Source organism: Corallococcus sp. BB11-1 (assembly GCF_026626625.1).
GTDB classification, from domain to species: Bacteria; Myxococcota; Myxococcia; order Myxococcales; family Myxococcaceae; genus Corallococcus; species Corallococcus soli.
In genome coordinates this window covers 917778-942415 of record NZ_JAPNJY010000001.1, presented here as the reverse complement: position 1 = coordinate 942415, position 24638 = coordinate 917778, and the positions used below count along the sequence as shown (strand labels likewise).

Annotated in this window: 20 protein-coding genes; 9 read left to right on the top strand and 11 right to left on the bottom strand. The window is 72.4% G+C overall.

The window, feature by feature from the left end; all coding sequences use genetic code 11:
* Positions 1-99 precede the first annotated feature (99 nt).
* Complete coding sequence (locus OV207_RS04005) at positions 100-1803, top strand: serine/threonine-protein kinase (protein ID WP_267552718.1); 1704 nt, start codon at positions 100-102, stop codon at positions 1801-1803.
* A 27-nt stretch (positions 1804-1830) separates the two neighbouring features.
* Complete coding sequence (locus OV207_RS04000) at positions 1831-2313, top strand: hypothetical protein (RefSeq protein ID WP_267552716.1); 483 nt, start codon at positions 1831-1833, stop codon at positions 2311-2313.
* A gap of 26 nt (positions 2314-2339) precedes the next feature.
* Here OV207_RS04000 and OV207_RS03995 read toward each other — a convergent pair whose 3' ends face one another.
* Positions 2340-3125, bottom strand: a complete 786-nt coding sequence (locus OV207_RS03995; protein ID WP_193346469.1) for a transglycosylase domain-containing protein — start codon at positions 3123-3125, stop codon at positions 2340-2342.
* A gap of 55 nt (positions 3126-3180) precedes the next feature.
* Between OV207_RS03995 and OV207_RS03990 the strand changes: the two genes are divergently transcribed.
* Entirely contained in the window at positions 3181-3873 is a 693-nt protein-coding gene (locus tag OV207_RS03990) for an NAD-binding oxidoreductase (protein ID WP_193346468.1), read from the top strand.
* Here OV207_RS03990 and OV207_RS03985 read toward each other — a convergent pair.
* The 4 genes from OV207_RS03985 to OV207_RS03970 form a co-directional block, all read right to left on the bottom strand.
* On the bottom strand, positions 3867-5546 hold the full coding sequence (locus tag OV207_RS03985) for an aspartyl protease family protein (protein WP_267552713.1): 1680 nt from the start codon (positions 5544-5546) through the stop codon (positions 3867-3869). The genes OV207_RS03990 and OV207_RS03985 overlap by 7 nt on opposite strands.
* On the bottom strand, positions 5543-7675 hold the full coding sequence (locus OV207_RS03980; protein ID WP_267552712.1) for a penicillin-binding protein activator: 2133 nt from the start codon (positions 7673-7675) through the stop codon (positions 5543-5545). The genes OV207_RS03985 and OV207_RS03980 overlap by 4 nt, the downstream gene beginning before the upstream one ends.
* 203 nt (positions 7676-7878) lie before the next feature.
* Positions 7879-9000: a molecular chaperone DnaJ gene (dnaJ, locus tag OV207_RS03975; RefSeq protein ID WP_267552710.1), complete on the bottom strand. Its 1122-nt coding sequence runs from the start codon at positions 8998-9000 to the stop codon at positions 7879-7881.
* A gap of 143 nt (positions 9001-9143) precedes the next feature.
* Positions 9144-9584 carry a hypothetical protein gene (locus tag OV207_RS03970; RefSeq protein WP_193346464.1) on the bottom strand — a complete coding sequence of 147 codons (441 nt, stop codon included), beginning with the start codon at positions 9582-9584 and terminating at the stop codon, positions 9144-9146.
* Positions 9585-9743: 159 nt separating this feature from the next.
* On the opposite strand from OV207_RS03970, the gene OV207_RS03965 reads away from it, so the two are divergent.
* The 3 genes from OV207_RS03965 to OV207_RS03955 all read left to right on the top strand — a co-directional run bounded on the left by OV207_RS03965 (position 9744) and on the right by OV207_RS03955 (position 13112).
* Positions 9744-11507, top strand: a complete 1764-nt coding sequence (locus tag OV207_RS03965; RefSeq protein WP_267552708.1) for an ABC transporter ATP-binding protein — start codon at positions 9744-9746, stop codon at positions 11505-11507.
* A gap of 205 nt (positions 11508-11712) precedes the next feature.
* On the top strand, positions 11713-12105 hold the full coding sequence (locus OV207_RS03960) for a hypothetical protein (protein ID WP_193346462.1): 393 nt from the start codon (positions 11713-11715) through the stop codon (positions 12103-12105).
* 38 nt (positions 12106-12143) lie between these two features.
* Complete coding sequence (locus OV207_RS03955) at positions 12144-13112, top strand: hypothetical protein (RefSeq protein ID WP_267552705.1); 969 nt, start codon at positions 12144-12146, stop codon at positions 13110-13112.
* Here OV207_RS03955 and OV207_RS03950 read toward each other — a convergent pair.
* The gene (locus OV207_RS03950) at positions 13081-13722 is read right to left on the bottom strand and encodes a hypothetical protein (RefSeq protein WP_267552703.1); all 642 of its coding nucleotides are present in this window, start codon (positions 13720-13722) and stop codon (positions 13081-13083) included. The two genes, OV207_RS03955 and OV207_RS03950, sit on opposite strands and share 32 nt — an antisense overlap.
* Positions 13723-13894: 172 nt before the next feature.
* Here OV207_RS03950 and OV207_RS03945 point away from each other — a divergent pair, with 172 nt between their 5' ends.
* Positions 13895-14656 carry a hypothetical protein gene (locus OV207_RS03945; RefSeq protein ID WP_193346459.1) on the top strand — a complete coding sequence of 254 codons (762 nt, stop codon included), beginning with the start codon at positions 13895-13897 and terminating at the stop codon, positions 14654-14656.
* Positions 14657-14659: 3 nt separating this feature from the next.
* Entirely contained in the window at positions 14660-15214 is a 555-nt protein-coding gene (locus OV207_RS03940; RefSeq protein WP_193346458.1) for a hypothetical protein, read from the top strand.
* Between the two features lie 9 nt (positions 15215-15223).
* On the opposite strand, the gene OV207_RS03935 is transcribed toward OV207_RS03940, so the two are convergent.
* From OV207_RS03935 to OV207_RS03915, 5 genes are all read right to left on the bottom strand, one after another.
* Entirely contained in the window at positions 15224-15919 is a 696-nt protein-coding gene (locus OV207_RS03935) for a hypothetical protein (protein WP_267552699.1), read from the bottom strand.
* Complete coding sequence (locus tag OV207_RS03930) at positions 15916-16896, bottom strand: hypothetical protein (protein WP_267552697.1); 981 nt, start codon at positions 16894-16896, stop codon at positions 15916-15918. The genes OV207_RS03935 and OV207_RS03930 overlap by 4 nt, the downstream gene beginning before the upstream one ends.
* A gap of 6 nt (positions 16897-16902) precedes the next feature.
* A complete protein-coding gene (locus OV207_RS03925) occupies positions 16903-18444 on the bottom strand; it encodes a pilus assembly protein (RefSeq protein WP_267552694.1) in 1542 nt (513 codons plus the stop codon).
* Complete coding sequence (locus tag OV207_RS03920) at positions 18423-19220, bottom strand: TadE/TadG family type IV pilus assembly protein (protein ID WP_267552692.1); 798 nt, start codon at positions 19218-19220, stop codon at positions 18423-18425. The genes OV207_RS03925 and OV207_RS03920 overlap by 22 nt, the downstream gene beginning before the upstream one ends.
* A gap of 99 nt (positions 19221-19319) precedes the next feature.
* Positions 19320-22358, bottom strand: a complete 3039-nt coding sequence (locus OV207_RS03915; RefSeq protein ID WP_267552690.1) for a helicase-related protein — start codon at positions 22356-22358, stop codon at positions 19320-19322.
* Positions 22359-22749: 391 nt separating this feature from the next.
* Here OV207_RS03915 and OV207_RS03910 point away from each other — a divergent pair, with 391 nt between their 5' ends.
* The gene (locus tag OV207_RS03910) at positions 22750-24609 is read left to right on the top strand and encodes a sensor histidine kinase (RefSeq protein ID WP_267552689.1); all 1860 of its coding nucleotides are present in this window, start codon (positions 22750-22752) and stop codon (positions 24607-24609) included.
* The last annotated feature ends 29 nt before the right edge of the window (positions 24610-24638 follow it).

The window sequence follows — 24638 nt, the reverse complement described above, 5'->3', positions numbered from 1 at the left end:
CGCGACCCCAGGGCGAGTGCTTGTCCGCTCGCCCTCCGTGCTCCCGGTCCCCTACTTCGCTTCCCGGGATTTCACCTGTTACGCTCCCCCGTGGTGGAGATGTCTTCCGAGCTGATCTGCGAAACCTGTGGCCTCACCGTTCCGTCCGACACGGCGGTGTGCCCTCGTGATGGCACCGTCGTGCTGTCGTCGTTCCAACCGACTCCGCCGGAACCGAAGGTCATCGTGGAGCACCAGGGAACCGAAGCCACCGCCATCACCGACCCCCTCATCGGCCTGAAGCTGGGCGAGTACGAGCTGCGCTCGCGCATCGGCGTGGGCGGCATGGGGCTCGTCTACGACGGCATCCAGCCCCTCATCGGCAAGCGCGTCGCCGTGAAGGTGCTGCGCCCGGAGCTGGCGCACTCCTCCGAACAGGTGGCCCGCCTCCTCGCGGAGGCCCGCGCCGTCAACGCCATCCGCCACCGCGGCATCATCGACATCTTCGGCTTCGGCCAGCTCCCCGACGGTCGCCAGTACATCGTCATGGAGTACCTGGACGGTCAGCCGCTCGACGCCATCCTCGCGGAGAAGGGCCGGCTGCCCGTCACGGAGGCGCTGGCGCTGCTCGAAGAGGTGCTCGCCGCCCTGGGCGCCGCGCACGGCGCGGGCGTGGTGCACCGCGACCTGAAGCCCAGCAACATCTTCCTGGTGCGCCAGCCGGACGGCTCGCGCTACGTGAAGCTGCTGGACTTCGGGCTCGCCAAGCGCGGCGAAGGCCCCACCGGCCGCACCGCGCAGACGCGCACCGACATGGTCGTCGGCACCCCGGAGTACATGGCGCCGGAGCAGGCCCGCGGCCAGTCCGTGGGCCCCATGACGGACCTGTACGCCATGGGCGTCGTCACCTTCGAGATGATCACCGGCCGGCTGCCCTTCATCGGCAGCTCGCCCGTGGACCTCCTCATGAAGCACGTGGAGGCGCGCCCGCCCCGGCCGTCGGAGTTCGTCTCCGACCTGCCTCCCGCCGTGGACGCCTTCATCCTCCAGATGCTCACGAAGGACCCGGAGACGCGCCCCAACTCCGCGGACGTCCTGCGCCAGCACCTGACCCGCCTGCGCCGCACCCTCCGGGCCACCCGCACCAACCCCACCGCGCCCGCGCCCACCGAGGAGTCCCCGCCCCGGCCCAGCGCCGCCGCCAGTGACGCGGAGGCGCGCCGCCCCACCACCCAGGTGCCCGCGCCGGTCCCGACCGAATGGGTCGTGCCCCAGGATGAAGGGGCCCACTCACCCCGGCGCTTCGTGCCCATCGCCATTGGCGCGGCCGTGCTCCTCACCGCCGTGGGCGTGGTCATCGCCACGCGCGCGCCTGGCGAAGCGCGCCCCGCCGCCGCTGTCGTCGTCGCCTCTCCGCCGCCCGCGCCCAAGGCCGTGGCCCTCCTTCCTCCACCTCCACCGGAGGTCGTCGCGGCGCCCGTGCCGGAGACGCCCGCGCCGCCGCCCGTGGTGGAGGCCGCGCCGCGGAAGCCGAGCGCCCCCATCAAGGCCACGACGACGAGGACCGCCCGAGATGACGGCACGGCGTCAGCGCCCCCCAAGCGCTCCGAGTCCTTGAGCGAGGACGCGGTCCATGGCCGGATCCTCGTGGTGTCTGACCTCGTCGCGAAGAGCCCTCGCTTCACCAGCAACCCCGGGAAGCAGAAGGCCGCGCTCAACTACATGGACAGCTTGATCAAGGACAACCAGGACGCGAAGAGCGTCCAGGAGCGCGCGGAGATCATCGAAGCGCTCAATGGCTGGAAGCGCGCCAACCTCAAGTAGTCGTCGCGTCCACCCTGCCCCTCCCCCGTGACCGCCGCCCCCGGCCCTGCGCTGCTCGCGGTGGACCTGGGGCTTCGCTGCGGCCTCGCGCGCTTCGGCGCGGATGGGCGGCTGCGCTGGTATCGCTCGCAGAACTTCGGCACGCACGCGCGGCTCAAGCGCGCGGTGCCCGCCGTGCTCCTCGACGCGTCACCGCTCGCGTGGCTCGTGCTGGAGGGGGGCGGCCCCATCGCCGACGTCTGGGAGCGCGAGGCCTCCCGCCGCGCCCTGCCCGTGCTGCGCGTGGCCGCCGAGGACTGGCGCTCCCGCCTGCTCTACGCCCGCGAACAGCGCAGCGGGCCCCAGGCGAAGGAGGCCGCGGATGGGCTCGCGCGGCGGGTCATCGACTGGTCCCACGCGCCCCGCCCCACGTCCCTGCGCCACGATGCCGCGGAGGCCATCCTGCTGGGCCTGTGGGGCGCACTGGAGGTGGGCTGGCTCTCCCAGGTGCCACCGGAGGTGCGGCGTTGAGGGCCGCACTCCGGGCGTCCCAGGCGCTACTTCACCGACAGGCACCCCACCGGCTGGGCGATGGCGTTGCGCGCGCGCTCCTCGCTCACCAGCGAGTACCCCGCCAGGTCCTGCAACAGCATGTCCCGGTTCTGCCGGATGAGGCCCGAGTTCTTGCAGCCCTTCAGCTCCTGGTAGTAGCCGTAGGGCGGCAGCGCGAGCTGCAGCTCCGCGAGCTCCGACAACTGAAGCTCCCCCAGTTCGCGGCCGAAGAGCTTGCGCGCCGCGTCCTCCACGCCGATGACGCCCCGCTCGAAGCGCAGGATGGACAGCTCGTAGGCGATGAGCTGGTCCTTCTGGAAGAAGGCGTGCAGCCGGTGCGCCGCCACCGACAGCGGCAGCGTGCCTTCGATGCCCACCTCGCGCGCGATGCGCATGGCCAGCCAGCGCTCGCAGGCGCCGTCACCCGGCGGCGACGTGCCCAGCGTCACGCCCGCGAACAGGCGCCACGCCCACGCGCGCCCGTCCTCGCGCGGCGTCTGGAAGTAGGTGGGGCAGTCCATCTGCCGGATGTAGAGCGCCACCAGGTCCTTGGGCATCCGCGAGAAGTCGGGCCGCGAGAACGTCACCCGCTCGCGGTCCTTGCCGCCCTGGTCCATGCGGCCGACCAGGACGCTCATGCGGTCCCCTTCGATGCGGTGGCGCAGCTGGCTCTCGACGTCGAACTCGCTCTCCAGACGCGGCAGCTTGCTGGCCGTGTACAGGTACGTGAGCGGAATCACCACGCCGGCCAGGCCGACCAGGAACATGAACAGCCAGAACACGGTCTTCACGGGGCTGACTCTACCAGGGCGGGCACATGACAGAAGCACCGGTTAGAAAGGCGCCATGAGCGACTGGCACACCGCCACCGTCCAGGCCCGCGCCCCCGCGGCGGATGGCCTCACCGACCTGGTGCTCGACATCCAGGGCACGGCCCTCGTGGGCACCCATGCGCACCCTGGGCAGTACGTGCGCCTGCGCCTCCCTGGGCAGCAGCCGTGCATGTTCGCCATCGCCTCGCCGCCCGCCCCCCAGGGCACCCGGTGGGAGTTCCTGCTCAAGGACGAGGGGGCCCTGCCCTCCGCGCTCCTGCACCTGCCCCCGGGCACGCCCGTGGAGGTGTCGCGGCCGGAGGGCCCGGGCTTCCCCCTGGTGAAAGCGCGCGGCCACGACCTGCTGCTGTTCGCCAGCGGCTCCGGCATCTCCGCCATCCGCCCCGTCATCGCCAGCGTGCACCAGGAGCGCCACGCGTACGGCCGGGTGACGCTGTACTTCGGCGCGCGCACGCCGGGCAGCTTCGCGTACGCGGGGGAGCTGGAGCGGTGGCAGGCGGACGACGTGCGCGTGGTGCGCACCGTGAGCCGGCCCGGGGCCAGCGGCTGGCAGGGCCTCACCGGCTACGTGCAGGCCCACCTGGGCGAGGAGCCCCTGGAGGACGCCGTCGCCTTCGTGTGCGGCCCGGCGGACATGGTGCAGGGCGTGATGGCCCAGCTGCGCCAGCGCGGCGTGCCCCAGAGCGCCGTGTTCCTCAACTACTGAGCCGGCGCCGCCTCCACCGCCGAGGAGGCCGGGGCCGTCACGCGCGCCTCCACGCCAGGGGACGCGTACCGCACGCGCACCAGCACCGCCGCCGGGTCGCTCTCCTGGTTGCCGGTGGCCTTCTGCGGCGTCCACGCGGCCACGCCCAGTTGGCGCCCGTCCGGGGCGAAGCGCACGCGGCGCACGGACCAGCCGAACTCCAGCGTGTCCCTTGGCGCGGCGTCACCTTCGTTGAAGAGGTGCACCTGCTTGTCCCAGCCGCCCGACGCCAGCGAGCGCCCATCCGGGGAGATGGCCGCGGAGGACACCACGCCGTGGTGCACCTCCCACTTGCGCAGCACCTTGCCGGAGCCCGCGTCCACCAGCGCGCCCGCGTTCCACGGACCGCGCGGATCCTCCAGGCCCTTGCGCTCGCGCTCGTACACCGTGCGGTTGCGCTCCGCCTTCTCCTGGCTGAAGGCCACGCCCAGCCGCTGGCCGCGCGCGTCCACGGTGACGTCGTTGACGTGCGCCGGGAAGGGGAAGTCCGCCTTCGGCGTCAGCCCCCGCGCCATCAGGGTGGGCGTCCCTTCCGGAGCGCCGCCCTTGAGCGTGAGCACCGCCTCCGCGGTCGCCTCGTCGAAGACGACGTCCACGCGCTCGCTGAAGGGCGCCCCCAGCACGCCCTGGCTGCCCTGGGGCACGCACGCGTCACACACCGCGACGTCCAACCCCGTCAGCTCCAGCGCCTTGAAGCGCAGCGTCCGTCCCCGCGCGAGCCTCGCCACGGTGGTGCCCAGCGCGCCCGGCACGCTGACGGTCTCCTTCAGGAACGCCACGTCGATGCCGGACGCCGTCGCCGCCGCCGTGGTGAGCACCACGGCCGGCGAGCGCGAGTCCAGCGCCAGCACCACCGGAGGCCCGCCGTCCACGCTGCCCTGCACCACCGCGAAGCCGCTGCGCCGTTCAAAATGCGTGCGCGCCACGTCCGGACGCAACGACTGCTCCGGCGTCTCCGACGCGCGCACGTGGCCGTCCCAGCCGCCCGAGTACAGCGTCCCGTCCGGAGCGAACGTGAGCGCGCTCACCGGCCCCGTGTGCAGCCGCGACTCCGCGCCGAACGTCAGCCCCGGCGCCGACAGCACCGTCACCAGCCCCTGCGCGCTGCCCACCACCAGCCACCGGCCATCCGGGTGGAAGGCCACCGACACCAGCGGCTCCTCGGTGGCGAGCGCGCCCTTCGGAGCGCCCGTCGCCGCGTCGAACAACCGCACCGCGCCGCTGCGGCTCACCGTGGCCACGAGCGAGCCGTCCGGCGAGAAGGCCACGCCCTCCAGGTCGTACTGCTGCGCGTTGACCTCTGGATCCGCCAGCAGCACCCGCGGACGCTCGTCCGCGCTCCCGGGCTTCGCGTCAGCGTCCAGGCCCCACACGGAGACGTGGTACGCCTTGAGGCCCAGGCGCGTGTACGCCACGCGGCCGCCGCGGGGAGCGAAGTCCAGCGCCCAGATGAAGTCCTTGCGGTTGAGCACCGCGGGCCCGCCGTCGAAGCCCTCCACGGGCCCCGCGAGGTAGCCGCCCGGCGTCGACTCCAGCCGCGTCAACGTGTCCGGCGCGAGCCCTGAGCGGGCGTGCCCGCAGCCCACGAGGCACAGGACTCCCGCGAGGACCAGGCCCCCGGCGCGCGGGCTCATGAACCCGAGCCGCGGACGGCGGCCTTGTCGTCGACGTTGATCTCCTTGATGCCCTTGCTGTCCACCGACAGCAGGAACAGCTGCTTGTCGGCTTCGCGCTTGTCGTTGAACGAGGTGCGGCCGGTGGCGCCGTCGAAGTCCTTCAGGCCCGCCATGGCCTCACGCATCGCCGCGCGCGAGTTGGGGCGCTGCTTGTCCAGCACCTGCCGCACCATGCGCGCCGAGTCGTAGCCGATGGCCTCCAGCAGGCCGGGGTCGCGGCCGCCTTCGCGGTAGGCCTCGCGGTAGGACTTCACGAACTTCTGCGTGGCCGGGCGCTGCGAGTCCACGAAGAAGCCGTCCACGTACACCGAGCAGGTGACGAACTTGCCGCCGCGCTCCAGCAGCTCCGGCAGGCCCGAGCGGCCCTTGGGGCTGCTCCACTGGTTGGTGCCGAAGAGGGTGACCGTCTTGAGGTCCTTCTTGCCCGTCGTCTTGCGGATGCGCTCCAGGTCGCGCGGGTCGCACGCGTTGGTGACGATGTCCTCCACCGCGAGCGCGGGGGTCACCAGGCTCACGCGGCGCCAGTCGTCCGGGATGAAGAGGCCCTCGAAGTCGACGATGGGCTCCACGCCGCTGCGCGCCTTCTCCATCGCCTTGCGGCGGCGGTACGCGTCCGTGATCTTCTCACCCTGCACGTCGCGCACGGCCTCCGCCCAGTCGCCGCGGTCCTCCAGGTAGTAGCGGCCCACCAGGCGCTTGGCCTCGCTGGTGAACGTGGTCTGGTCGTGCGTGTACGCCTCCGCGCCGCGCACCGCGCCGCCGCGGGCCACGACCTCGTCCCAGAACTCGTTCGCCAGCTCCACGCCGTAGGGGATGTTCGGGTAGAGCACCGCGAACTTCTTCAGGCCCTTCACGTTCATCGCGTAGTCCGCGATGGCGCGCGCCTGCGCGGAGTTCGTCAGCATGTTGCGGAAGACGTACGGGCCAATGTCCGTGATGCCCTCCTGACGGCTCAGCGTCAGCAGCGGCACCTGGAGCTCCTCGGCGAGCAGCGCCGCGCGCTTGGTGTCGTCCACCAGCAGCGGCCCCAGCGCCGCGATGGCGCCGTCGTCGAACGCGAGCTGCTCCATCGCCTGGCCCGTCTTGTTGACGTCGCCCTGCGTGTCCTTCACCACGAGCTCGATGTCGCTGCCCTGCAGCGCCAGCTTCACGCCGCGCAGCACCGCCTCACCGATGGGCTGGTAGCGCCCCGTCATGGGCAGCAGCACCGCCACGGTGCGCGGACGCACCTCCACGCGGCGGGTGGCGCGCGCCAGCAGCTCCTTCGCCTGCGGCGCGAAGGTGCTGTTCGGGGCCTCGCGCAGGAAGCGCTGGAGCGTCTCCTCCAGGCGGGTCCAGTCGCGCAGGTGGTAGTAGATGCGCGCCAGCTTGAACTGGAGCACCGGCCACGCGGGGTTGGAGGAGGACAGGCCCTCCTGCGTGCGCGCGATGTCGATGAAGTCCGCGCGGCCCTCCACCAGCTTCTCCACCTTCGTCACCGCGGCGGCCTGGTCCTCGGGCGTCCGCGCCTCGCCGGCCTCCTTCACCGCCGTGATCAGCGCCTGCGAGTACAGGCCCGCACCCTCCGCCGCGCGCGCGGCCTCCCGGAGCAGCTGCTCCTTCTTCTCGCCCTCCGCGCGCTCGGCCAGGCTGGTGAGGGTCTGGTACGCGTCGCGGTAGGCGCCCACCTCCATCGCGGAGAGGGCCAGCTTGTGCTTGGCGTCCTCGGCCTGGTCGTAGAGGGGGTTCTCGAAGATGAGCTCGTTGAAGGTCTTGCGCGCGTTGGCGTAGTCCTTCGCTTCGAAGAAGAGGACGCCCGCGTTGTAGAGCGCGTCCTGCCCGGCGGTGGTGGTGGGGTACGCCTTGCGCACGGCCAGGTAGCTCTCCGCGGCCTTCTTCTTGTCCGGCTGGGCCTGCGCTTCCGCGCGGGCCTGGGCGAGCGCGGCGTTGGCGGTCGCGTCCTGCTTCACCTCCACGCGGGGGCGGCCGGCGGGTTCGCCGTCGGGCGTGTCCCGTCCATCCGTCCGGGAGGGCGCCTTGGGACAGGCGGTCAACAACAGGGCCAGCGCGACGACGAGCGCGCGGCGCGATGCGGAGAGGACTTCCATGGCGGGGTGCATAGCAGCGCGGGTGAGGCTCCGTCGACACTTGAGCAGGGGGATGATTCCCCAGGAACGTCCGCTTCAGTGCACCGCGCGTGCCCGCGCGCGTCACCGGGGTGGAACCCGAGTGAAACCCGGCGCTTCCACCCCCACCCGTGGCCTCCGGACCGCACCCGCGCGCGGTCCGGAGCGCACGCCCGCCAAGCGACCTAGCCGAACAGCTCCTTCACCTTGTCGAAGAAGGTCTTCGACTGCGGATGGGTCTCCTCGCCGGACACCTCCGCGAAGCGCTCCAGCAGCTCGCGCTGCTTGGAGGACAGCTCCGTGGGCGTTTCGATGATGACGCGCACGTGCTGATCCCCGCGCTGCTGGCTGTGCAGGTGCGGGATGCCCTTGCCGCGCAGGCGGAACACCTTGCCGGACTGGGTGCCCTGCGGAATGGTCATCTTCACCTTGCCGTCCAGCGTCGGCACGTCGATCTTCGCGCCCAGCGCCGCCTGCGTGAACGACACCGGCACCTCGCAGAAGACCTCGTACTCCTCGCGCTGGAACAGCGGGTGCTCGCGCACGATGACCGTCACGTACAGGTCCCCGGGCGGGCCGCCCCGGTCCCCCGGTTCACCCATGCCGCCCAGCCGCACGCGCGTGCCGTTGTCCACCCCGCCGGGGATCGCGACCTCGATGACCTCCTCGGACGGAATCTTCCCGCTGCCCCGGCACTTCGAGCACGGATCCGGGATGGTCGCGCCCGTGCCGCCGCAGTCGCCGCACGGCCGGGACACCGCGAAGAAGCCCTGCGTGTAGCGCAGCTCCCCGCTGCCACCGCACGCCGAGCACTGCCGGGGCGCGGCGCCGCTCTTGCTGCCAGAGCCCGTGCAGGTGTCGCACTTCTTCGGACGGGGGATGGTCACCTTCGGGCGGCAGCCGAACGCCGCCTCCTCGAAGGAGATCTCCAGGTTGTAGCGCAGGTCCGCGCCCCGGCTCGTCTGACGCCGGCCCCGGCCTCCGCCGCCCCCGAAGATGTCTCCGAAGATCTCCCCGAAGATGTCGTTGATGTTGACGCCCTGGAAGCCGCCGCCCGCGTCCCCGAAGGGGTTGCTCGCGTGGCCGAAGCGGTCGTACTTCGACCGGCGGTCCGGATCGCTCAGGACCTCATAGGCCTCCGAGGCCTCCTTGAACTTGTCCTCGGCTTCCGCGTTCCCGGGGTTCCGGTCCGGGTGGAACTGCAACGCGACCTTTCGGAACGCGCTCTTCAAGTCCTGAGCATTGACGGTCTTCTGGACGCCCAGGACCTCGTAGTAGTCGCGCTTCTGCCCCGTGGCCGCTGCCATCGAATCGAACCCCTGGAAATTGCTGGCGTTTCTACGCTGCGTTGAAAATCCGAGTCACTATAACGCAGCGAAACACGCCAGCAATCCAGGCCCGAAACCCACCCCGGCCCCTCCCTGGGAGGCCGTTGTTCCGACAAGCGGCCCTACACGGTCCAGACGCGGTTGACCGTCAGCTCCATGCGGGAGAGCCGGCGCTTGAGCGCGGGATCAACCGGGCCGTTGGTGGACCACTTGGGGACCACGAAGTGCAGCTCCGCGTTGTAGAGCTTGGCGGCGCTCGCCAGCAGGCTCCAGCGGTTCTCCGCGGTCGGATCCTCCACCATGCCCGGAGTGACGATCTCCAGGATGATGGGCGTGCGCGCCGAGTCCGACTGGCGGCAGGTGAAGTCCGGGCGGTGATCCTCGATGGTGCCGGAGAGCACCGGAGGCGGCATGAAGCCCGGGAGCCGGGCCTTGATGTCGGAGTAACCGATGGTCCGGAAGTACTCCGCCATCAACCACAGCAGCCGGCGGCGCTCTTCATCGTCCACGACCGACTCGCAGCCGGGATTCAGCAGGACTTCTTTCTCGGAATTGGTTTCCATGGCGCCTCTCAAGCTGTCCGCATGTGTGGGATGCGGCAACGCAGCCGGGCAGAGGCGCCCCCTGGCGGGCCGTGGAGCAGGCGGGCATGCACGGCCCCTTCCCACCTCCCTTTCGCTTGGACGTCACCGTCGACTCGGTGACACAGTGCGCCCCCTCCCGTGGCCCCCCGTCCCTCCGCGCACGTCTACCGCCGGCTCCTGGGCTACCTGGTCCCCTACCGGCGACTGCTGCTGGCGGGCACGCTGGCTTCGCTCGTGGCCGCCGCCGCCACCGCCGCGTACGCCTGGATCGTCGGGCCCCTGCTGCGCGCCGTGCTGACCGGGGCCCCCGTCTCCGTGGCGGGGATGACGTTGTCGCCGGCGGCCCTGCTGTCCCGGCTGCCCCTGCTCGTCGTCGCGGTCGCCCTGGTGAAGGCGACCGCCCAGTTCCTCCAGGGGGGCCTGATGCAGCGGTTGGGCCAGCGGGTGATGGCCGACCTGAGGGGCTTCCTCTACGGCCGCCTGCTCGCCCAGCCTCCCGCGTTCTTCGAACAGCGTCACTCGGGCGAGCTGGTGGCGCGCTTCACCTCGGATGTGCCGCTGGTGGAGTTCTCCGTCACCCAGGCGCTGTCATCGTACGTCAGGGATGGGCTGCAGATCTTCGCACTGCTGGCGACGTGCTTCCTCATCGACGCGAAACTCTTTCTCTTCGTCTTCGTCGTCGTGCCGGTGACCATCCTGCCGGTCAGCCGCTTCGCGCGCTCCTTGAAGAAGGTGGCGATGCGCTCGCAGGCGAGCCTGGGCGCGCTCAGCGCCATCACGGCCGAGCAGCTCCAGAACCTGCCCGTGGTGCAGGCCTACGGCACGGTGCCCCGCGCGCTGGAGTCCTTCGACAAGGAGGCGGACGCGTACCTGGGCGAGATGCGCCGCTCGCTCTTCATCCGCGGCGCCTTCAGCCCCACGGTGGAGCTGCTGGGCATCGTGGGCGTGGCGGCGGCGGTGGCGTGGGGCGCGCGGGAGGTGTCCCTGGATCCTTCGCTCGCCGGGCGGCTGCTCTCCTTCATGGCGGCGGCGCTCCTGCTCTACCAGCCGGTGAAGTCGCTGAGCGGCACGCTGTCGCAGGTGCTCACGGGCCTGGCGGCGGCGGAGCGGCTGTTCACGCTCGCGGATGCGCCAGTGCCGCCGGACGTGGGCGACGAGGCCCGGCCGCTCTCCCGCGCCCTGGAATTGAAGGGCGTGCGCGCCACGTACGCGGACGGCCGCGAGGCCCTGAAGGGCGTGGACCTGACGGTGCCCGCGGGCGCGCGCGTGGCGCTGGTGGGCGCCTCGGGCGCGGGCAAGACGACCCTCTTCTCCGTGCTGCTGGGCTTCCTGCCCCCGAGCGGCGGCGAGGTGACCTGGGACGGCGTGCCCCTGTCGTCGCTCAAGGCCTCCAGCGTGCGGGGACAGCTGGCGTGGGTGCCCCAGGAGCCGGTGCTCTTCTCCGGCACCGTGCGCCACAACCTGCGGCTGGGCCAGCCGGACGCGACGGACGACGCGCTGTGGGAAGCGCTGCGGCTGGCGCACGCGGAGGACTTCGTGCGGGCCCTGCCCGGCGGCCTGGATGAGTCCGTGGGCGAGCGCGGCGGCCGGCTCTCCGGAGGCCAGCGCCAGCGGCTGGCCCTGGCCCGCGCCTTCCTGTGCCGCCCGTCGCTGCTGCTGCTGGACGAGCCCACCAGCGCCCTGGACGCCACCAGCGAGGCGGCGGTGGGCGCGGGGCTCGCGGCCCTGATGAAGGGCCGCACGGTGCTCGTCATCGCCCACCGGCTGGCCACCGTACGCGACGCGGACCTCATCGCCGTGGTGGAGGGCGGCCGGGTGGTGGAGGCGGGCACCCACGCGGAGCTGCTCGCGCTGCACGGCCGCTATGCCCGGCTGCTGGGCGAGGGCGCCGTCGCCGCCTGAACGGCGCCCCTCCCTGCCGGGCACCCCTCCCCCGCCGACTGTCCAATCCCCCACCCAGGCGGGGCACCCTGGACTCCAGGACACCTCCCCTCCGGCGTCCGGCCCGGCACGCTCGCGGACGTGCCCACCTGTCCCCGCCCCCGCCGCGGGCTGGCGCACGGCCTTGCACGGGTGGGCATGCCCTGCCAGCCTGCGGCGCCGTCCCATGCCTCCGACGCCGCCTCGCGAACGAGAGCCGCTGTCACCCGACGCGCTCCTCCTGGTCCCTGCCCTGCTCCTGGCCGCGGGCGCCTGCGTCGCGGTGGCCGCCCGGCACTTCGCCCTGGCCGCCGCCGCCACCGGCACCCTCGTGCTCGTCCCCGCCGTCTTCCGCCTGTGGACGCGCACCTGGTACCGGGGACTCGTGCTGCGCGGACTGGGCCTGTTCATCGCGGGCATGCACCTGCCCATGCTGGCGGGCGGCGTGCTCGCCTACGGCCGCATCGGCTGCGAGCCCGCTGACTGCGCCCAGACGCTCCTGCTGGGCATCGCCCTCGCCCCCGTGGCCGGCGCCCTCTGCACTGTCGGGTACTGGCTCGTGGGTCGTCCTCCCGTCTGAATTACCAGGAATAGCCCGAAGGCCTACTCTTACTGGAAATGCTCGTTCCAGTCAGACCACACCTCGCGCCCGGCCTGTTCGTGGCGCTGGCCGTTCCCGCCACGGTGTGCGTGCTTGGCTGCACGCTGCCCGCGTTCCTGGGAGGCCCCGCCGGCCTCGTGAGCGTGATGACCTCCGCGGGGCCCTTCGCGGTGCTGGTGGGGCTGGCGCTGCTGGTGGAGGTGCCGCTGCTCACCGTGGCGGCGGGGTCCACGCTGCTGGGCCGGGCGGTGCCGCTGGCGGTGATGGTGGGCATGGCGACGGTGCCCTGGACGCTGGGGCTCCTGGGCACGGAGGTCCTGCTGGAGCGGATGCACGCGGCGCTGCCCCTGGTGGGCGAGGGGGACGCGGGCATCGCGTTGACGGCGGGGATGGGCAAGGCGATGGCGCCCCGGCTGCTGGGCGCGTGGGCGACCGCGGTGCTGCTGGGCTCGCTGGCGGTGGCGCTGGCGGTGGCGCGCTTCAGCCGCGCCAGCCTGGGCCAGGGGTCGCGGCGCGCGCTGCTGCTGGCCAGCCTGGTGTCCGCGGCGCTCGCGGGCATGGCGGCGGTGGCCGCGATGGAGGCGCACCACCTGTTCACGCTGCTGTCGCGGCTGTCGCGGGCGCCGGAGTCGCTGCGGCCGGACCTGATGGCGGAGGGCATGGCGCAGGCGGCGCGGCTGCGCACGGTGCGCTGGAGCTGCCTGGGCTGCCTGTCGGTGCTGGCCTTCACCTGGCTGACGTACCGCGCCCGGGAGGCCCGGCGCGCGCGCACGCTGGAGTGGGCCGGCGGCCTGGTGCTCACCGTCGCGGTGGGCGGCCTGCTGGTGCTGGACGCGCACCCGCTGCACACCACGCTGGGTCCGGAGCGCGTCACCGCGGGCCGCCGCACCCCGGGGCCCATGCCCACGGACGCGGACGCGACCCACCTGCGGGAGACGCGCGGGCCCTCGCGCCTCAGCCTCCCCGCGACATCACGACCAGCATGAGGATGGCCACCACCACCGCCACGCCGAAGACGGCCACCAGCACCAGCCCCTCCGAGCGGCGCACCACCGGCGGCAGCACCTCGTTGGGCAGCGCCTCGCCGTGGCGCGGCACCACCTCTGGCGCCGGTTCGACGCGCGGCTGGGCGACGGGCTCCTCCTCCGGCGGCGGCGTCACCGGCGTGAAGAGGGCCGGGCCCCCCGCGCGCGCGAGGGACTCCGTGCCCACGATGCTGGACATCTCCAGGCCCTCGCGCGCCAGCGCCAGCACGCGCTGCATGTGGAGGATGTACCGGTCCTGCCCCGCGTAGGAGGCCAGCGCCTGCGCCGCGCGCACCAGCCGGTGGGGCACGAGCTCCGGGTCCGCGCGCACTTCGGTGGACACCGGCGGGCGCCGCGCCTCTCCCAGCTCCACCCGGCCGGTGCGCACGCCCTGGCCGCTGGCCCAGATGCAGTGCTCGTCCAGCAGCGTGAGCTCCTGGCGCCGGACGCGTCCCTCCTCGTCGATGAGGGACAGCAGCTCCGCGCCCTGGGGGCTCAGGTGCCACACGGTGCGCAGGCCGTTCTCTCCCGGAGGCCCCTCCACCGCTCGCGCCCGATAGAGTTCCTGCATCGCGGACTTCAGGGTTTCGGGCGAGGTTTCCACGGCCATGAATGGCGCAGAGTAGGGGCGCCCGGCCGGAAACGGAAGCCAGCCCACCCGCCGCCCGGCCGCCCTCCGTCAACAGGCGGCCGTGAATGGCCCGTGCGTGGACGCCCACCTTGTGCCTACCGTCCGTCCCACGATGAGCCGCTCCAAAGACCGAGGCCCCGACTTCATCCGCCAGTTCGAGGGCGCACAGACGCTCGACGGACTGCTGGAGCTGGCCGGCAGTCCCTGCGACACCGCCGAGGTGCTCGAACGCATGCGCCAGGCGCGCGCGGAGGGCGACGCCGCCAGCGACGTCATCCCCACCCTCTTCGCCGAGGAGCCCCGCTTCAAGGACCCGGAGCTGGCGCGCCGCCTGTACCAGAACCTGCTGGGCCTCTGGGACGCGGTGCTGGAGGGCAAGGCGGTGCGGCTGGACGACGGCCCGCGCCCGCCGCGCCCGAAGAAGGAGCGCCTGCAGCCGCCCGCGCCCTTCCACCCCGGCGAGCCCTCCGCCGAATTCGTGGAGGCCGCCTGGCGTTACCTGGAGGACGACGACAAGGCGCGCACGCGGCTGATGCATGCCTATGAGAACCGGCAGGATGGCCTGCTGGGTGCGCTTGACGCCGCCGGCCTCACGGACGAAGGTTACGGGGTCGCCCGGCATCTGCTCTTCGAGCTGCACGCCATGCTGGAGCTGGGCTGGCCCCCAGGGCTGACGGCCGCGCAAGCGGCGGCCCTGGACGGGGATCCGGATGCGCCGCCCGCGCCGGACACCCTCCAGGCCTACGTGACGGAAGCGTTGTTCGAGGCGGAGCATGACGAGGAGCACCCCCTCGCTCCCGAGGAGCTGGCGCAGGTGCGCACCCTCGTCCGGCGGGGACTGGCGGCGCTGTGGCGCGCCCGCAAGGGGAGATGAACGATGGCCCGAGATGACAACGACGGTGGCGGGTTCACCGGCAAGCGCAACAAGTCCTACCGCGAGCTGGACGCGCAGCGGGGCAAGAGCAAGTACCACTCGCGCCAGGACGACCCGGCGCAGCAGAAGCTGGAGCGCAGCGCCAGCTACCAGAAATACAAGACGGCCGCGGACGCGCTCTTCACCGGCGGAGAGCTCCCGGAGGGCCTCGCGAAGACGTTCGACCCCGAAGGCAAGCGCAAGGCCCAGAAGGCCGCCCTGCAGAAGGTGCAGGACTCGGAGACGCGCGCGGACTGGGTGAAGGGCGTCGTCGAGTACCTGGAGAAGTACCCGGAGCTGCCCGAGGACGCGTACTTCCTCGACAGCCTGCTGGACCACCCGCGCGACCGCATCGTCGACCAGGCGCTCGCGAAGCTGGAGGCGCTCCAGGAGGCCGGCACGCTCCAGAAGAAGGTGCCCAAGAGCCTGGATCAGCGCCTGAAGTCCATTGAGCTGACCGGCCTGGATCCCGACATGCAGGGCCGCGCGAAGGCGCTGCGCGAGAAGCTGCGCGCCTGACGCTCCGGCTCAGCGCGCGCGGGCCACGTAGAGCAGCACCACCGCGCGCTGGCCCGTCTTGCCGGGCTCGTGCGTGAGCCGCAGCTCGCCGCCGGGCCGCGTGTAGAGCCCCGGCTCGTCGGCGGGCTTCCACCCGGCCTTGGCGAGCGCGTCGTCGTAGAACGCCTGCACCTGTTCGCCCGTGAGCGACGTCTGGAAGCTCAGCGTGCGCGACCCCTCTGAATTGACGCGCAGCACGTCCCGCGCCTCCGACGGCAGCGGCGCGAAGTCACCCGCCGCGGAGACCTTCTTCGCCAGCGCGTGGTTCGCCTCGCCCAGGTACAGCGACGTGGTGCCGTCCGGCTGCGGCTGGAGGATGACCGTGTACGTGATGGCGCGGAGCGGATCGAACGCGGTGAGCATGGCCGCGTTGTTCGCCAGCTGCGCCTGCTTCCTGCCCGGCGCCACGTAGAGTCCCTGGTCGCGGAACGCGTCCGCGAAGCGCTGCACCAGCACCCGCGCGTTCTCCTTCACGCGCACCGCGCGCAGCGCCACGGGGACGCCCTCCGCCTCCACGATTTCGCTCGCCTCCACGTGCTCCAGCACCTGGAGCCGGGGCCACTCGAAGCGCGGGGGGATGGCCTCCTTCACGCCCGCGTCCGTCGCCCCGGCGGGCGGAGCCAGCACCAGCGCCAGCAGCGCCAGCGCCCCACGCACGGACCTCACGGCCGCACGCGCCCGAGCCACTTGTTGCGGCGGTTCACGTCGTACTTGGGGGAGAGGTTGTCCGCCCGGAAGGGGGACGTCTCCCAGACGGTCTGGTTGCCCGCGTGCGACGCGCCAATGCTCTGCTCGTAGTTGGCTTCCGCGCCCGTGAAGCTCATGAAGAACTGGTCCTCGTTCACGCCGCCCACCGCGCCCACGCCCGCCATCAGCGCGCTGCCCGCGTTCCCGCCGCCGCCGTTCTCCCGGTACACGCGCTCCGCCCAGGAGTAGTAGTCCACGTTCTGGCACGTCGCGCCCGTGTTCGCGCTGAGCGGGCACGCGCGCCCCTCCGCGACGCTGGACAGGCCCCAGTCGTCCAGCAGCATGAAGAAGCGGCCGCGGCACTGGCCGTTCGACGCGCGCCCCGCGGCGCACACCACGAACTGATCCGTCGCGCGCCGGTGCGAGACCTTGAAGAACTCCGGCTCCATGAACCGGCCGATGCGCTGCGTGCTCAGCGTGGCGGAGGCCGTGCAGGAGATGCCTTCGGACTGGGTCTGCATCGCCAGTCCCAGCGCGGTCGAGCCAGGGTCCGCGTCCGTGGGGCGCACGCCCAGGATGGCGTCGGGGTCGCTGCCCGCGGGCCGCGCCGAGTCACACATCACGCGCATCCGCTCCGCGCGCGCGATGGCCAGCTGGAGCGTCATGCTGCCCTGCACGCTGGCCCGGCCGTCGAAGTCGCCGTAGCGCCCGCTGGCCTCCGAGGACGCGAGCGCCGCCGCGTTCGGCCGCTGGAAGACGCCCGTCTCCGGGTCGTGCATCACGTGGCCGGTGGACTCCCAGAGCGCGAAGTTGGCGGCCTCCTGCACCTTGAGCGTGAGCGCGGCCACCTCCGCGAAGTAGATGCCGAACATGAGCACGGTGATGAACACCATCGTGCCCAGCGCCGTCTCCACCAGCGCCTGTCCCCGCCGTGCCGCGAAGGTCCGCTTGCCCATGGCGCGTCAGTACCTTCCGCCGGTGCGGCTGGCGCCCCGGTAGCCCGCGGCGTCCAGCCGGCGCAGCGCGCCCGCGTGTTCGGAGAAGCCCGCCTGGTCCAGGCTCTCCGCGGGCTTGTCGTCCCGGGCGCCCTCGGTGCTCACCAGCGTGGCGCGCCAGAAGGGGTTGAGGAAGTTGGGAGGCTCCTCCCAGCCGCCGCCCACCGCCGCGGGCCGGGGCCGGTGGTAGTAGGCCATGCCCGCGGACAGGGCCACCTGGTTGCGCTGCACGTCCTCGCGGCCGGTGGGCTGGATGCGGCCCAGCGGCGCCGAGTTGTCGAACTGCGTCTCCTGGCCCGCGAACTTGAACTTGAACATCAGGTTCCAGGGGTCCGGCCGGGCCTTGCGGCTGTTGCTGGCGTAGTCGCGCAGCACCATGGCGTACAGCTTGGGCTGTCCGAAGTCGTTCTCCCCGCCGTTGTCGTGCAGGAGCCCCGCGTTGAAGCCCACGGAGTAGGGCCAGATGCCGGGGCAGACGACGCATTCGCCCAGCGTGTGCAGCTCATCCACCTGCTTGCCGGACTCCATGCCCTGGCCGGGGGCCGGGTGGAGCATGAAGACGTGCTGGTCCTGCTTGGACTGGTACTCGTCCGACATCACCCAGGCGTTCGCGGTGGGGCTCGGGTAGATGTTGCCGTCCGGGCAGGGGATGAGCGCCGGCGCATCCGAGTGGTCGTGCGCCCACGAGTTGCGGCCGGAGATGGTCTGGTAGGTGGAGGAGTCCATCCCTCCGATGCTGGCGTAGTGCGTGAAGCCCGGGTTGTTCGCGGCCGTGCCCGAGCCGAAGCCCGCGCTGCCGCTGGGGCGGCCGTGCACCCACGTCCAGCCCAGGCTGCCCATGGTGGCGTTGCGCATGGCGTCGCCCTGACCGCCGCCGTTCGTCGCCACCGCGCCGGTGGCCTTCGGCGTGATTCCGGCGGCCTCCTGCTTCATGAGCTCGTCCTTGCTCAGGACGGAGGACGCGCCGCCGGACACCTCCGACAGGGACTTGTTCGCGCCCTGCTCCGGCGCGTCCAGCTCCGGGTTGACCGCCCGGGCAATGGCCCGGGTGAGGTTCTGGTCCGCCAGCTGCGCGCCCACCAGCCGTCGGTAGATGGCCAGCTCCGCGGTGTACATGGCGCCCGCCCGCCCCTGGAGCTGCCGCGTCTGGGTGGCGGCGGCCACGTCCAGCAGCGCGAACGCCGGGTCCGGCACGGGGCAGGGCGTGGCCTTGCGCGCGGCGTGGTACTGGCTGCCGAAGCTGATCATCGACTGGGTGCCCGCCATGGCCACCATGTGGGCGATCTGCGCGCGGTTCATCACCGCGATGGCGTTGAACGTGCGCGCCGTGGACACCGCCTGGCTGTACGCCGCCGCGTCCGCCGCCATCTGGATTTCGACGCGCTCCTTGGCGCGCATGCCGAAGCCCAGCGTCATCAACACCATCAGCGTCAGCAAGAGGAGCGTGAGCGAGAACAGGACCAGCGCCTGTCCGCGTCCGCCGTGCCTCAGAAGCCGTGCAGGCTGCATCCGGCACCTCCCTGGAAGTTCTCCGCCTTCACCGGCGTCATCATCCGCATGGCCGCGTGCACCTGGATGGGGAACAGGTAGTGGCCCTGCCCGCTCCACTTCACCATCCGGTCGCCCAGGTCACCGCCGGGCCACCCGTCCGCGCCCAGCTCCACGTCGGTGTCGTTCCACCAGTCCGTCTTGCCCTGCGCGGGGTTCAGCGGATTGGCGCGGTCGTAGTTCCTCAAGTGGAAGTGGGCCAGGAACATGCGGCTCATCACCCAGTCCGCGAACGGGATGCGCATGTAGTACCAGGCCACCATGCGGATCTCGAGCGTGCGCCGCCGCAGCTCCACCGCCGAATCCGTGGGCGCGTCGAACAGCAGGTCCTCGTCCCCATCCAGGCCGCGCACCCAGGCGACGTCCGGCGACTCGCGGACGATCTCCACCATGGGCCCGTCGGTGAAGAGCTCGCCCTTGGAGCCGCTCACGCGCAGGTGGTTGCGCTCGCGATCCCCGAAGGCCTTCGCCAGCTTCGCGCCCGTGTTGGTGGACGTCACCGTGGGCAGCATCGTCACCAGCGCCGCGTGCGTCATCGCCTGGCAGCTGCCGTGGTTCAGGCTGCCCGCGCGCACCGCGCGGTACACCGCCACCTGCGCCAGGATGCGGCCCTGCAGCAGCATGAAGAGCTGCAGCGACCCCAGCACCAGGAACACCACCAGCGGCATGCACAACGCCGCTTCAACGGCCGCCTGACCGGACTCGGACTTCCGACGCTGGGATTGGGAGGAGGCCATGGGGGGATGTAGGCTTCCTCCTAGATTCTCGATGATTGGGGAATCGGTCAAATGGCCCGAGCCCGTTTCAGCGTCATTCCATTTGGGCCCAACGGTTATTCAACGATTGAGGGTGAAACCGCAAGCCGCGTCGAGCGCCACGGTGGCCCCGCCGAGGGCCTGGAGGAGCCGGGCGTAGTGTTGGCGCTCCGCGTCAACCTGGGCGTCCACCGCCTCCGGGGGCAGGCCCTGGTGGGAGAGGGACAGGCGCAGGCGGGCCTCGGCGGCGTCGCGCTCGGCCTCCAGGGCGGTCCGGGCCTTCTGGGCGCGCCGGGTCAGCTCCGCCTGGGCGGCGGCCTGGGCCACCGGGAGGGCGGCGTCCACGAAGGGGCCGAAGCCGGGGAAGGCCTGGTGGACGTCGTCGCCCTTGAGGGCGCGGCCCTCTGACTCCAGGGCGCGCAGGACGGACGGGTCCGCCACGGGGCCGTCCGGCCCCTCCACCACGGCGACGGGCAGCAGGGCGCGCTCCAGGAAGCGCGCCAGTTGGCGGCTGGGCACGCGGGCGCCGGGGGAGGTGTCCTCGGGCTCCGGGAGCTGGACGTGGAAGAGCAGCTCCAGGCCGCGCACGGGCTTCTTCAGGCCGCGCTTCTCGATGAGGCGGAAGCCGCTGCGGCCGTAGGGCCCGTCCTTGAGGAAGCCGAACAGCGCCTCCACCAGCGGGTGGCCGGTGGCGAAGTACTCCAGCTCCTCCGCCTCCACGGCGGTGTCGCGCCAGAAGGTGCCCAGGAGCGTGCGGTCCTGCATCACGTCGATGCCGGGCAGCCCCTCCACGTTGAGCGCGTGGCCGAACTGGAACGCCACCTGGAAGGCCTCCACCTGCTCGTCCACGTCCACGCCAATGCCCACGCGGCGCGCCAGCTCCGTGACGGTCTCCTCCAGGCGCTCGTCCAGGTCGCGCGCCACGCTCCAGAGGCCGTCCTCCAGCGGCGCGGCCTCCTCGTCGTCCTCGGGGGGCTCGTCGCCCATGCGCTCGTGCGCGCGCGCCACCAGCCGGGCGACAGCGGGCTTGTCGAAGCTGCGCACGTCCAGCAGCGGATCATACGCGCGCGTCACCTGCGCGCGCGCCGCCTCCACGCGCGTCTTCAGCTCCGCCGCGTAGCCCACGCGCGCCTCGCGGGGCAGCAGCGCCAGCTCCGCGATGCGCGCCTCCACCTCCTCCAGCACCGCGTCCAGGCCGCCCACCGTCTCACCGAAGACGCCCACGGCGTCCGCCAGCAGCATCAGCACGTCCGACGCGAGCGTGCCCGCGGGGTCGAAGACGTGGATGTCCACCGGGTGCGCCTGACCGATGCGGTCCAACCGGCCGATTCTCTGCTCCACCGTGGAGGGGCTCCACGGCAGGTCGTAGTGCACCAGGTGGTGCGCGAACTGGAAGTTGCGGCCCTCGCCGCCCACCTCCGTGCAGATGAGCACCCGGGGCCCCTCCGGGTCCCGGAAGCGCGCCACCTGCCGGTCGCGCTCCACGAGCGGCAGGTCGCCGTGGTAGCCCAGCGCCTCCACGCCCTCGCGCGACAGCTCCGACTGGAGCGCCTCCAGCGTGTCGCGGCTCTCCGTGAACACCAGCACCTTCGCGCGCGGCTCCGCCTTCCAGATGCCGCCGAGCACGCCCACGAACGCGAGGAACTTCGCGTCGCGGGCGGGCAGCTTCAGGTCCGCCTCCTTCAGCGCCGGGTTCGCCCTCACCGCGCCCGCGAAGGCGGCGGGGCTGGACTCCAGCCGCCGCAGCACGTTGGCCAGCGGCGCGCCCCTCAGCGTGCCCTGCGCCAGCGTGGCGAGCGCGCTGTCGCGGGCCTGCAGCTCCTCCGGCGTGAGCTGCACCGGGTGCCGGTGGAGCCTGCGCGTGGAGAAGCCGCCCACCACCGCGCGGCGGTTGCGCACCAGCCGGTCTGACAGGCTGTAGGTCTCCGCCAGGTGCGCGAGCAGCGCCTCCGGCTCCTTCAGCGTCTGCAGGCGCGCGTCCTCCGGGAAGCGCTTCGCCAGCGCGGCCACGGCGGCCTTCGCGCCCTGGCCCTCCTGGAGCGCGCGCACCGCGGCGGACAGCTCCTCCTGGCGTTGCAGCCGCGCCTCGAAGCCCTTCACGGATGGGGCGGTGGTCGCGTCGATGAGGGTGAGCAGCCCGTGGTACTCCGCCGGATCCAACTGCATGGGCGTGGCGGTGAGCAGCAGCAGGCCCCACGCGTTGGCGGCCAGCCCCTGCGCGGCGGCGAAGGCCTTCTCGCCCTTCAGGTGGTGCGCCTCGTCGATGATGACCAGGTCCCAGAAGGCGTCCTCGGCCGCCACCTCCGCGCGGTGCTCGCGGGTGCGGCTGAGCAACTCCAGGCTCGTCACCACCAGCGGGAAGCGCGCCCACGGGGAGACGTCCGGCGCCTCCTTCAGCGACTGCTCGTAGCGGTCCGAGTCCATCAGCGTGAAGAGCTGGTTGAACTTGTGGAACAGCTCCACCAGCCACTGCACGGTGAGGTGGCTGGGCGCCACCACCAGACACCTGCGCGCCAGCCCCACCAGCCGCAGCGCGCTGAACACCATGCCCGCTTCAATCGTCTTGCCCAGGCCCACCTCGTCCGCCAGCACGAAGCGCGGACGGCGCGCGGACAGCACCCGCTGCACCACGCCCACCTGGTGCGGCTTCACCATCACCCGGCTGGCCAGCAGCGCCCCCAGCGCGTCGCCCCGGCGCTCGTCGTCCAGCACCAGCGCCTGCTTGCGCAGCATGAACGCCTTCGCGTCCCCCACCCGCCCGTCGCGCAGCGTGGACAGCAGGTCCGAGCGCGGCGCCAGGCAGCGCACCTCCGACTCCGGCAGCTCGTCCTCCTCCCCGTCGTCGAAGCGCACCACGTAGCGGCGCAGGCCGCGCGCGCCGGGCTCCTCCCCCAGGATGGTGGCCTTGCGCCCCTTCGGCGTCTGGATGGGCTCACCGTGGGGCAGCGCGTACGGCACCAGCGCGCCGCCCCGGGTGGACACCAGCACCGGCGCGTCCTCGCGGGACGGGAAGGCGATGAGCGCCTTGGCCCCCTCCTCCTGCAACGACAGCAGATGCCCCACGCCCCACTCGGGCTGCGGGAGGTAGCGGACCTTCAGACCTTCGACGAGAGACGCCATAGAAGAGCAACAACCGGGTGCGAAGAGGGGGGGCGCTCCATAACGTCCCAGCGCCCGCAAGGCCATTTCGCGGGCACCCGGACGACCCGTTCTCCCGGCCGCCCGCCCCCTCCCACCGCCCCCCCGCGCGGACCCCGGCACCGGGAAGGAGGCCATTTCCCCGGATTTCTGCTCCCTTTCCAGGTGTCCGCCGCCGGACACCCCCGCCCTGCGCCAGGGGCCGGGGACTTTCCTTCTCTGTCGGGGGCGCGCATGCTGCCGGGGTATTCCAGGAAAGCATGGGTTAATGACTACCCTGCCCGGGAGTGCGATGTCATTCTCCCTACTTTTTCAGTGATGCTGCGGGTCCTTCTGCACAGAAGCGCTCGGTGCCGTCGGGGGGGAGTGCCACATGTTGCGTCGCTGGACCTTCGCTCAGCGGGTCGGGGCCGGTCTGTCCGTGTGCCTGCTGGCCGGACTCATCCTGCTCGCCACCCTGGTGTCCGCGGCCCACACGCTGGTGACGGACGTGGCGCTCTCCATGCAGCGGGACTCCCACCTGCGCACGCTGGTGGCGTCGCTGCTGGGCCTGGGCTGCGTGGCGGCGCTGGGCCTGGTGCTCAGGAACGCCCTGGGCCCCATGCACGAGGAGCGGCTGCGCAGTGAGCAGCGGCTGCACCTGTTCATGGATGGCGTGTCGGACTACGCGCTGTGCTTCCTGGAGCCGGACGGCCGGGTGTCCTGCTGGAGCACCGGCGCGGAGCGGCTGACGGGCTGGACGTCGGACGACATCGTGGGCCAGGACGTGGAGCTGCTGCACGTGCCGGACGCGGTGGCCCGGCGCGTGCCGGCCTCCTACCGCGAGCGCGCCGCCCGCGAGCGGCGGTTGCAGTCCGAGGGCTGGCGGATGCGCAAGGACGGCTCGCGCTTCTGGGCGGAGAGCCTGCTCACCGCGCTGACCGACGAGACGGGCCGCCTGCAGGGCTTCGCGGAGGTGACGCGCGACATCACCGAGCGCAAGCGCACCGAGCGCATGCACGCGCTGCTCGCCGAGGCCGGCCGCGTGCTCCAGCCCCAGGCCGGCGCGGAGGCCCTGGGCGCCGACCTCACCCGCCTGTGCGTGCCGGAGGTGGCGGACGCGTGCGTGCTCTACCTGCCGGATGAGGATGGCCACGTGCGCCCGGGCGCCGTGTCCTGCGCGGACGCCGCCACCCAGACGCGGCTGTGGGAGCCGCTCTTGCGCCGGCCCGCGCGCGACGAGCCCGGCCCCGCCCGCGTCGTGCACACCGGCCGCGCGGAGCGCTTCGCGGAGGTGGACCTGGAGCGGCTGCCCGCGTCCGTCAGCGACAGCACCTACGGCGAGCTGTGGCGCGCGCTGGGCGTGCGCTCCGCCCTGAGCGTGCCGCTCATCGTGGACAACCGCGTGCTGGGCGCGCTGTGCCTTTTGTCCACCCGCCCCCACCGCCACTACGGCGCGGCCGACCAGGCCTTCCTGGAGGAGCTGTCCGCCCGGGCCGCGCTCGCGCTGGACAACGCCCGGCTGCTCGCGGCGACGCAGGGGGCGCTGGAGCTCATCGGCGTCGCGGCGCACGACCTGGGCAACCCGCTGAGCTCGCTCCAGCTGCGCCTGCGCCGCCTGCGCCTGCAGTGCGCCCCCGCCAACGCGGAGGATCCCCGCCTGCGCGAGGGGCTGCTGCTGGCCGAGGACGAGACGAAGCGCCTGGGCCGGCTGGTGCACAACCTGCTGGACCTGTCGCGGCTGTCCGGCGGCCGGCTGGAGCTGGACGCGCGCCCCATGGACCTGGCGCAGCTGGCGCACGAGGTGGCCGCCCGCCACGAGGACCAGGCCACCGCCGCCGGCTGCGCCCTCACCGTCCACGCCCGGGGCGCCGCCCCCGGCCGGTGGGACCGCCAGCGGCTGGACCGCGTCCTCACCAACCTGGTCAGCAACGCCCTCAAGTTCGGCCGGGGAAAGCCCGTGGAGGTGCGCGTGGAGCACGACGCCCACAAGGCCCGGCTCGTCGTGCGCGACCACGGCGCCGGCATCCCCCTGGAGGACCAGCAGCGCCTCTTCGCCCGCTTCGAGCGCGTCACCACCGACAGCAGCACCCCCGGCTTCGGCCTGGGCCTCTACATCGTCCGGCAGCTCGTGGAGGCCCACGGCGGCACCATCCGCGTCCACAGCCGCCAGGGCGAGGGCGCGGAGTTCACCGTCGAACTCCCGTTCACTCCGGAAACCCCGGTTGGCGTCGTGGCGGCGATTCGCGCCTGACCCCTCCGGGTGGGTTGTGCCCCAGGCAC

Excerpts from the sequence above, each read along its gene's own strand:
- OV207_RS04005 (WP_267552718.1), top strand. The coding sequence starts at position 100 with ATGTCTTCCGAGCTGATCTGCGAAACCTGTGGCCTCACCGTTCCGTCC.
- OV207_RS03990 (WP_193346468.1), top strand. The coding sequence starts at position 3,181 with ATGAGCGACTGGCACACCGCCACCGTCCAGGCCCGCGCCCCCGCGGCG.
- OV207_RS03985 (WP_267552713.1), bottom strand. The coding sequence starts at position 5,546 with ATGAGCCCGCGCGCCGGGGGCCTGGTCCTCGCGGGAGTCCTGTGCCTC.
- OV207_RS03980 (WP_267552712.1), bottom strand. The coding sequence starts at position 7,675 with ATGGAAGTCCTCTCCGCATCGCGCCGCGCGCTCGTCGTCGCGCTGGCC.
- dnaJ (WP_267552710.1), bottom strand. The coding sequence starts at position 9,000 with ATGGCAGCGGCCACGGGGCAGAAGCGCGACTACTACGAGGTCCTGGGC.
- OV207_RS03970 (WP_193346464.1), bottom strand. The coding sequence starts at position 9,584 with ATGGAAACCAATTCCGAGAAAGAAGTCCTGCTGAATCCCGGCTGCGAG.
- OV207_RS03960 (WP_193346462.1), top strand. The coding sequence starts at position 11,713 with ATGCCTCCGACGCCGCCTCGCGAACGAGAGCCGCTGTCACCCGACGCG.
- OV207_RS03955 (WP_267552705.1), top strand. The coding sequence starts at position 12,144 with ATGCTCGTTCCAGTCAGACCACACCTCGCGCCCGGCCTGTTCGTGGCG.
- OV207_RS03950 (WP_267552703.1), bottom strand. The coding sequence starts at position 13,722 with ATGCAGGAACTCTATCGGGCGCGAGCGGTGGAGGGGCCTCCGGGAGAG.
- OV207_RS03945 (WP_193346459.1), top strand. The coding sequence starts at position 13,895 with ATGAGCCGCTCCAAAGACCGAGGCCCCGACTTCATCCGCCAGTTCGAG.
- OV207_RS03940 (WP_193346458.1), top strand. The coding sequence starts at position 14,660 with ATGGCCCGAGATGACAACGACGGTGGCGGGTTCACCGGCAAGCGCAAC.
- OV207_RS03930 (WP_267552697.1), bottom strand. The coding sequence starts at position 16,896 with ATGGGCAAGCGGACCTTCGCGGCACGGCGGGGACAGGCGCTGGTGGAG.
- OV207_RS03925 (WP_267552694.1), bottom strand. The coding sequence starts at position 18,444 with ATGCAGCCTGCACGGCTTCTGAGGCACGGCGGACGCGGACAGGCGCTG.
- OV207_RS03920 (WP_267552692.1), bottom strand. The coding sequence starts at position 19,220 with ATGGCCTCCTCCCAATCCCAGCGTCGGAAGTCCGAGTCCGGTCAGGCG.
- OV207_RS03915 (WP_267552690.1), bottom strand. The coding sequence starts at position 22,358 with ATGGCGTCTCTCGTCGAAGGTCTGAAGGTCCGCTACCTCCCGCAGCCC.
- OV207_RS03910 (WP_267552689.1), top strand. The coding sequence starts at position 22,750 with ATGTTGCGTCGCTGGACCTTCGCTCAGCGGGTCGGGGCCGGTCTGTCC.